We start from the raw sequence: 1,012 nt of genomic DNA on the forward strand, positions 1-1,012 counted from the left end.
GTCAGCGACTGGGGTGAAGTCGTAACAAGGTAGCCGTAGGGGAACCTGCGGCTGGATCACCTCCTTTCTAAGGATGGTTCTTCAGGTGCTTGCATCTATCGAACCTCTTTTGAAACATCAGTGGCCAATCATTGGATCAATGATTGAGCTGCATAGGCGGGACACCGCCGTCTTCGTTTCTCTTTCTTCGCGGACGAACACACGCTGGGGCGTGCTCGTGCTGCTTGTTGGCGTTTGATCGCAAGGTCATGTCGATGAGCCGAGCGCAGTCCTTTGTTGTTAGGGCTTGTAGCTCAGTTGGTTAGAGCGCGCGCTTGATAAGCGTGAGGTCGGAAGTTCAAGTCTTCCCAGGCCCACCATATTTGCGCGCTTTGCTTTCAAGGCTGCTGCTGACGTCGACCTTGCATCTGCAAGACGTACTCTTCATTGAGCGTTGAGCATTCGTCTTCTGGAACGGGGGCATAGCTCAGCTGGGAGAGCGCGTGCTTTGCAAGCATGAGGTCGTCGGTTCGATCCCGTCTGCCTCCACCAGAAACTTTGGTTGGATGCTGATGTTGAGATCGTAACAAACATTCAGTGTGTTCACGGAGCGCGCCATATGGGCAGCGCCTGATTTAGTCCGCGTATATAACTTCGCTTGCGACAGTCTGTGGACGTCGCTCGCGGGATTTATGACATCGTAAAGAGGAGATCGTTCCGAGGTTCGGATCTGCAAGCAATTGCGGGTGCCGTAATCATAATCTCCAGGAATTGAGTGCGAACGCCTTGCTTGCAAGGCTTCCGCATCTGCAATTTCTTTTCAACGAAGCTTGACCGCCTCGTTGTCGGTTCGATCTTACGAAGCAAACTGGTCTTTCTTAATCATATCCAGCTGCATGAAGTGCGCACGGCTTGACCGCCGGCGTGCGGATTTTGCGTTCAGGCGCAAAGCAGCATGCAGCAAACTCTGCCGAGTGTGTGGATATTGATAATGAGAGCAATCAAGTGTCTTAAGGGTATTCGGTGGATGCCT

2 tRNA genes and 1 rRNA gene are annotated in these 1,012 nt (G+C 52.5%); all 3 read left to right on the top strand.

What is annotated here, in order from left to right:
• Nucleotides 1-67, top strand: a 16S ribosomal RNA gene (locus tag AC1RLZ_RS31135); the annotation flags it as partial.
• 215 nt (nt 68-282) lie between these two features.
• Nucleotides 283-359, top strand: a tRNA-Ile gene (locus tag AC1RLZ_RS31140).
• Between the two features lie 96 nt (nt 360-455).
• Nucleotides 456-531 (top strand) — tRNA-Ala (locus AC1RLZ_RS31145).
• The last annotated feature ends 481 nt before the right edge of the window (nt 532-1,012 follow it).

Source organism: Tardiphaga sp. GW822-FHT04G09, from assembly GCF_058800725.1.